The 8,202-nt window shown below is 60.9% G+C and carries 1 protein-coding gene; it reads right to left on the bottom strand.

The annotated features are described in order from the left end of the window. Positions 1-8,202, bottom strand: an 8,202-nt coding sequence (locus VL688_13040) for a hypothetical protein (GenBank protein ID HTL48980.1), incomplete at both ends; no start/stop codon positions are given.

Raw genomic sequence — 8,202 nt, 5'->3', positions numbered from 1 at the left:
TCACCGGCATCGGCCGGCGGTTCCGGTTCGGGAGCCGTCTCCTGCATGCGCTCTCCGCCTTCCTGCAGGGCCTTCAGCACGTCGCGGACTTTTCCCGCCTTCACGCTCGCGTCCCCGCCCGCCGTCAGATGCGAAACCACAGAGTCCAGTTTTTTGCCGTCCTTGAGGAAGAGATTGCGGCCATCGTCGTCGGTGGCCGAGAAAAGATCCGTCAGCGCCGCGACAAGCGATCTCGCCTCCCACACATCTTCTCCCGCGAGCGTGGTCAGGCTGTAAGCAAGACCTCTTGCAATCGCCTCGCGGGCACGCTTCCCCTCTTGAGAGCGATTGCTCTCAAGGCCCCCAAGAAGACCCAGCAGCCGCCTGGCGAGATCGGCCTGGCGTTCCGGGAAATCTTTCTGCGCGAGCGTCATCAGTCCCATGCCGAGGCCGTTGTTCAGGTACGAATACCATCGCGGAAGCGCGCCGATGATCTCAAAGAGCAGCGGTTCGTAGAGCGCAAAGTTCTCGCGGGACTCCCGGGAGGCCATGACGCCGAAGAGATTTCCGTAAGCCGCCGTGTAATCGGAGTCCTTCCAGGTCGTATTGCGGTAAGCGTCAACGAGATCGCCGAGAATATCCGCGGGAGAAATGTCCGCCCAGTATTGCATGGAATAGCGCAGGAGCCGGACCGCGCCGTAACGGACATAATCCTGCTCGAGACCCTGGCCCTGCACGGACTTGAAGATCGCGAAAACATCGGAAGCCATCATCCGGGATCCCCGCCCGGAAAGGCTCTGCTTCGCCAGCGATTCCGCGATGAGCATCAGGACGATGGCCAAGGTATGATACTCGTTGCGCCGCTTGAGCGAATCCGCGTAACCCCAAAGCTTCTCCAGCTCCTCGAAAGACACGATACCGCCCAGGTCCGCCAGCGATTCCGCCAGGATCTCTTTCATGGCCGTGCTTTCCGCGCCTTCGTCCCGGAGGCCTTCCATGACCTCGAACAAAAGATCCACGTCGTCCCCAAGCGCTTCCCTTCTCGCGCTCGGGCCGGAAAGATTTTCGTTCTGGAGGCGCAGCACGGAAGCCAGGAGTCTCGCCGTAAAGAAAATCCGCGCGCCGGGATTGGGCTCGTTTTCATAAATCCGCTCCATGCCTTCGGACGTCAAATCCGCGGCCAGGGCCCGGACCACGGTTTGTTCGGCATCGCTGAAGAAAGGGAACGCCCGTGCCTGGAGGTCGAAAGACCCCGCGAGCGCGCGAGCGTCGCCTTTTTGCGCGGCGAAACCCCGGATCATCTGCCGCCATGCTTCGGGATTGTCCGCGTCTTCGGCGCGCATCTCCGATTTCTCTACAATCCAAACTCCATCGTCGGGCGCCGTGGTTTCCTGCGCGGCGGCCGGGCCGGTGCGCTTGGCATTATCCGAATCGCCCGCGCGCAAGCCTGCGATTTTTTGGCGGAGAACTTCTTTGGACGCGGATTGGACGGCAAAGACGATACGGCCGCGCAGCGTTTCAAAGGAATCATCAAGCCCCTGCCGGCTGAAATGATCGTGGATCACGACTTGCAGATCCTTCACGGTTTCATCCTCCGCCCTTACGTCATGCCCATACGCGCGCAAAATCAGCAGCGCGTAAAGCAGCGCTCCCATCCGGGAAGGACGTTCTGTCTTCTGCTGTTCTGCGGGCAGCCGCTTGAAAGCCTGGACAAAAGCGTCGAGACTCGCGGCTGCGTCTTCTCTCAGCGCAATGTGTTCCGCCGGCTTGTCCAGGCGGGGCAAAGCCGCGCTCCAAAATATCAGGCCCTGATCGAGCGGTTCGGGATCGGCCTTGAGCCCGGGAAGCAGCGACATGATTTCCAGGAAAAAGATTTTGGAGAGCGCGGAATTCATGCGCTCGGCGAGCGCTCCCAAAATCACGACGTAATCAGTTTCAGCGGACATCGGATAGCGCGCCTGCACTTCCTTAAAGGCGGCGGAGACGGCATCGTAAAAAGCCTTTTCCTTGCCGGGTTCCACGTACACGACGGCCTGCCGCAGGGTCTCGGCGAGTCTCTCTTTAGACCGGATCGCGATTTCCGAATTCCCCCGGATGTCCTTCCAAAATCCGAGCAGCTTCAAGGGCAGGCCCGGAAATTTGGCGCGCGTCTTTTCGATATCGAGTTTTGTGAGGCTCATGATAAGAGCGCTGGCCAGCGCACTGCGGATGGCCTGTCTTTGTTCGAGGGTCGTGCTTTGGGACGGGTTGTCGAGCCGCTGAATGATCCCGGCCGCGAAAGCTGCCGCCGATTCCTGCGACGTCATATTCCCAACGGCCTGAAGCCAGGTCGTCAGATCCTCCACGGCGCGGTTATATATGCCTTCGGATGTTTCATCGAGAAATCTTTCCACAAACATGTCGGCTTTTCCGAGCTGCTCGGCGGCGGTTCTCATTTCCGTCCTCGTCCAGAGCGTATCATCAGGCGCGGCACGGTCCTGCGCGGATTCCGTCACCGGCGACTGCCGCGTGGACGTATCCTCGAGAGCCTTTTGCATTGCCACGATCTTGTCCACGGCATCCGCGTCGGAAGCCGCGAGATAATTCAGCGTCTGACGGGCAAATCGCGCCAGGGCTTCCGCGTCGGGAGATTTTCCCTGCTTCTCCGTCAGCTTCTGGAAAAACTCTTCCGTAAAATGGATCAGTCCCTGGCCGCGGTACTCGTCACGTCCGGAGATGCGTACCAGGATGCGCGCAAGCGACCGGCTGAAGTGGAGCCGGGGGCCATAAAGATCGACGAAAGCCGCGGGCGCGCCGGCGTGCAGCCGCACCAGACGCTCGACCGCATCCTGCAGGCGGTCCGCGGGAAGCGTAAACGCCAGACTTTCCGACGACTCCACAAGACGGCCCCAGATCATGTGAGTATCTCTGTCCTGAACCGGTTTCAGCGAACCGGCCAACGCCTCGATCTCCGTGAACATGGCAAGCGCGGTTTCCGGAGACACATGCCGGCCGAGATTGCGCATCATGTCGGCCGCGGGTTCATAGACGCTTTTCGGAAGTTCCTCAAGAGGCGCGGCGCGGAAAGCCTGCAATCCTTCCGAAAGGGCTTCCCACATGGCGCGGCTTTGCTCGAGATCGGCTTCGTAGGCGGTGTGCGTCAGAAACGTTCCCAGTTCCCGGCGCGCGGATTCCGCGGCCTGTCCGTCATGGACATCAATGCCGTTCCATATCCGGACGATCTGAGCTCCCAGCGACGCACGTTCCTTTTTGTCGAGCAGGCCTTCGAGACGCCGCGACAGGTCGGAGAGAGCCAGCGAGGCTCGGCCGCGCACATAAGGATGGGCCGCGCCGATGAGGCCGAAGGACTCGATCACTTTCTGGAGCCACGCGAGCGCCTGGGTAGGGTTCAGCTTGGCGCCCTTGAAATCGAAGTCGATCGCCTCGGCAAATTCCCGCCAACGGTCCTCTTCCTCCCAAATGTCTTCCTGGGTAATGGCTTTGGTCGCTCCCTGGAGGTATTGTTTTACGGCCGTCTCCACCTGGGCGGGATCGTTCGCCGGGACCGTCCTTAATTCGGCCTTTACGGTCTCCATCACCCAGAGGTCGTCCAGCGGAACCTCCGCCTGAGCGCCGGACTCGGACGCGGGCACGGCACGTTTCACGAGGTCCGCGATGGCCGCGCGTTTCTCGTCGAGCTTGGCTTTCCGAAGCGGCTCCGTCGCGGCCTGCTGCAAATCATGAATAACTTCGCGCGCCATGCGGTCCGCCAGGCCGGTCTCCACCGCTCCCAGAGGCTGTTCCAGGACAAGTTCATAAGCGGCCTGGACGTCACGGCCAAGCTTGCCGTGACCGTAAGGATCGCGCCCTTCGTCGCGGGCCAGCATGCGGGCAAGGACCTCCGCGGTCCCATGGCGCACGATCTCCTGCGTGCGGAAAGCTTCGGGACCCCGCGCGTGCATTTCCAGAATCTCGTTGCGAAGGCCGGCCATTTTTTCCCGCGGCAGCCGCTCCGCAAGGCCCTCAAGGGCATCCATGAGGTGCCGCCAAACTCCGGACGCCTCACGGCCGCCGTGCTGCGAAGTCAGTTCCACCGCAAGGCGTATCATTTGCCACACCTCATCGAGCGAAGATTCCGGCGCTTTACTTGCGATCCACATTAAAGCCTCCGCGGCCGTCTCGATCACGGGGAAGGCCCCCTCCGGATTTTCCGTTTTCAGGCGGGCAAGCCCCGGGCCAAGGATTTGAAGGAGATCGCGAGCATCCTCCGGAGTCGCTTCCGAGGCCGCGCGGCTCAGCATCCTTGAAAAAGATTTGCGCCCTTTTTCCGTACCGGCGGAACCGGCCAGCGAAGTCGCGCGGTCGACGGCCGTGAATCCAAGGGCGGCGCGCGCCGCGGCCTTGGCGATTCTACCGTACGATTCGGCGGGCCAATCGCGCTGGGTCCGGTCGAGCGCGCTTGCAGCGTACGGCCAGAACCAGGCTTGCGTGGTCTCGTTCGTGCCCTCCGGAATTTTGAGCGCGTTGAAAGCCGCTTCGACCGCGAGGCCGAGCTCTTTGCCCTGGAGCGGAGAAATCAGATCGTCGAGCTCTCCAAAAAGAACCGCGGACGAGATCCGCAGCGAAGTGTTTGGAGAATCCCGGAAGTATTTGGCCACGGCTTGGTCCGTCACGTCTTGGTAAGGATTCGCGGCCCGGAGCTCCGACTTCAACCAGAGGCCGTCGTCCGGCACTTGCTTTTCTTCCGCCGGCGCTCCCGCCTTCCTGGCGGCCTCGTCGAGGAAGCCCTGCCGGCGGGCCAGAAGTTTCTGCCGGAACGTCTCTGCGTCCGGGGAGGCGGCAAGATCGTTTGTAATGCCGGAAAAAACATCGGTCGTGAGTTCGCGCGCGCTCAAGGAAGTTCCCGAAAGAAGATCCGCGAAAACCTGGGAAACAAGATTATGCGCCTCTCCGTCCTGCTCCCTTCCCAGCGTGCGCATGAGGATCATGCTGAACGTCGCTCCAAGTTTCGCCGTTTCAACCGCCCCTCTTTTCCAATCCGCGGTCACGGCGTCATAAGCCTCGGCAAGCTCGCGCTCCATGGTTTTCAAATCCGCCGGATCGCTGCGCTGCGCGATCAGCCAGAGGGGCTCACCCACGGCATCGGCCCACTGATGGTCCGGATTCTGCTGGCCGTAGCCCCGGACCAGCCCCATGAGGCTCTTATATAAGGAAGGCAGCCTTTCGGCGGGCGCAATGGGAATAAGGGCGGTCAAACCCTGGCGCAGGCCCATATAACCGGCCAAAGTACCCGGATTCGCATCCTGGATTTTCTTGAAAGCCTTTTCGAAGCGTTCCTGCCAGGCCGCGGCCGTTTCGGGGGTCGCGGACGACGCCAGCTCTTTGAGAACGCTGGAGAGAATATCGCGGGTCTTGTTCGCCATGGGATCCGTCCCTTTGACTTCGCTCCAATAGCGGAAAAGAGGCCCTTCCATGAGAGCGCGGGTCGCGGGCGCCATGATTCTATTCATACCGAAAAATGATTCCGAGAGGCCGTACCACGCCGCGTTTTGTTTGTCATTGTCGTCCCAGTGCGTTTGAAAAGCCTGCAGGATGGCCTGCACCGCGGACCTGATTTCTCCGGGTTGCAGGGTTCCGGCCGTGTAATCCCAAAGCTTTGTCCCTAAAGCAATGGCCCTGCTTTCGAGGGTCTCGCCTTCGAGAGGCCTTCCAATGTACATGTTTAAAAATTTGTCGATGTCCCTCTTGATGGACTCCACGGTCCGCATCTCGTTGCGCCGGTCCTCGGGATGCAAAAACCAGAGTCCGTCCCCGGCCGGAGGCGGAGTTTCGTCTTCCGGGCGGGACGGCGAAAGACGTTTTCCTTCATCCTTGAGGGACGCGATTCTTCCGCCCCACTTGCTTGTGAGCGTGTCTTTCGCGGCGGCCTGCAAGTCGTTCTGGGTTTCCCGCTGCACGATGTCCGCCATTTCCTTGACGCGGCCTTTGGGAGCGGCGCCGAGAACGGCCGCGAAAACCTGGCCGCGCAGCATCATGGTCTGATCGTCGTCCGCGGGATTCATGCCGGCTCGATGGTACGCGAGCAGCGAAAGCAGGACTCCGAACACGGTGCGCGTTTCTTCGTACCCCTTCCAATCCAGCGTGATCCCCTCATACGCGGGAAATACTTTTTCCCAAAGCCCTTCAGCCTGCGCCGGGTCGAGGCGCTTGGCGATCTCGACGAGGCTCTCGACCATGTGCGTCCAATCGCTTTCCGCGAGATCGGTGTCTTCGGTGCCGAACCGCTGTGCGAGCATGATCAGATGCGAGGCGATCTCCGGAAGCTCGGCCTTGTCGATGCGCGGGGCCAGCGATCCCATTTGCTGTCCCAACGCGCGGTAGCCCACGGACGTTCCCGGATGCGCGGCCTGGATGCGCTGGAAGCCTTCGAGGAAACGTTTTTTCCATTCCGGCATAGACGGAACGTCGGCGTTGTACGCCAGAATCGACAAACTATGAGCGATATCGCTCTGCACTTTTTCCGCGGTCTCGCCCTGGCTTTCCCCCGCCTCGAGCCAATAGCGGAACAAAGGCTCTTTCAAGGCCGCCTGCCCTTTTTCGCCGAAAGCGCCGAGGAGGACAAGCGCATGCGCCAGCCCAAACCAGGCCGCAAGCTTCTGCTCTTCGCTGTCCCATGGAATTTCAAAGCGTTGGAGAATTCCTTCGACGATTTCCGGCCCCGCCGCGGCGGACACCGGGCCGAAAACCTGTTCCACATTCCGGCTCAATCCGTTGATATCGATTTCGCGTTCCGCGAAAAATTGCCGGAAAAGCGAGTCCAGGTCTGTCAGCGCCTCTTCAGCCTCGTTGGCCCGCAGCTCGGTTTTCAGCCAGAGTTCATCCGCGGGCGCTTCAGCTTGGGGCCCGCCCGCCGGCCTTTGCCGCGCAGCCGAACCCTGCATGCCTTCGATTCTTCCGTTGAGTTTGGCCAAAATTGTTTTTTCGTCCGGACTCCCGGCAAGGTCGTTGACCAGGCCGCCCCAGAGAGCCTTCAGCTGTCCCAGATTCTGAGGGCGTCCGAATTCGAGGAGAAGTTCATCGAGGGTCTTCGCCGCTTTGGAAGACACATCGGGAAAAACTTTTCCGGCCTGCCTCAAAAGCAGCGCCTTGAGGACCTGCGCCGTGACATAAGGGCGCTCGTCATTGGTGGGTGCCGCGGGAGTTGCGGTGATAAGCGTGAACACGCGGCTGCGTGCCGCCTCCACTTCTTCCTGCGGAATGCGCGGAATCACCTTCTCCAAATGCCGCAGTCCCGTCAGCCACAAACCATATTCGGATTGGCCTTGGGCCGGAACCTTTTTCCAATCCTCGACCGTGCTTTCGATCATGGCCATGATTTCCTGAAAATCTTTATAGGCCTCGGCCGGCTGGGCGCGCGCGCCAAGCTCCCCATAAGCTCTCACCAAAGGACCTTGCGCGGGCTTGCCCGCCTTCTCCTTGACCTTGCGGACGTCTTCTCGGAATTCCGCGACCGTAGGCTCCGGCATCTGCGGGACGATGCCGGCCATTTCCCCCAGGACGACGTTGACCGTGTAAGGATGGTCGTACTTCGCCAGGGCCGAGGCGAGCAAGCCGGACATTTCCGCGTAGACCGCGGGCACTTCTTCGCCCCGCGCCAGATCGCCCAGGATGGACGCGTAAGGCGTGCGGTTATCTTCGTTGTCGCCGCCCTTGGCACGCAAGCCCGCGTGGGCGGCAAAAGCCTCGGCCAGAAGTTTTCTCAAGGCCGGAATCGCGGGATCCTTCACCCGGGATGAAATGGACGTGAGGATTTGGTAAAACTGGTTTCGCGCGGCACGGGAGAAATCCCCTTCCTCGACCGTTTCTTTGAGATATCCGGCCATGGCCATGGCGAAGCGGTCTTGGTCCACGCCGTCGGACTTGGCGAACTCCATCAAATTCGTCGTCAGGACATACCAGGCCAAATGCATGCGGTCTACGGGAAGCGGCCGGAGCTGTTCGTACAGGCCGAGCAAGGTGTCCTCCAAGGAGGAAAGAGGCGAGGCGGAGGGCCAGTGGTCTTCGGCGAGCTTCACGGCTTTTCCGAAGTCTCTGAGGGCGGCCTTGAAAGCTTCGATATTCTCCTTGCCGAAACCGGCCACTTCCTGCACATGCTTGTGCAAAACCTGGGCGGTCCTCAATTCGACCCGGTACGTCCAAATCGTATCGTCGGGCGGCGCGGCGGTTCCGGTGTCTGTCGGCGTT

The sequence above is a fragment of the Verrucomicrobiia bacterium genome, from assembly GCA_035495615.1.
In the GTDB taxonomy this organism is placed as follows: Bacteria; Omnitrophota; Omnitrophia; order Omnitrophales; family Aquincolibacteriaceae; genus DATJFP01.
Note: the sequence above shows the minus strand (reverse complement) of the source record. Positions and strands in the feature narration are given on the sequence as shown.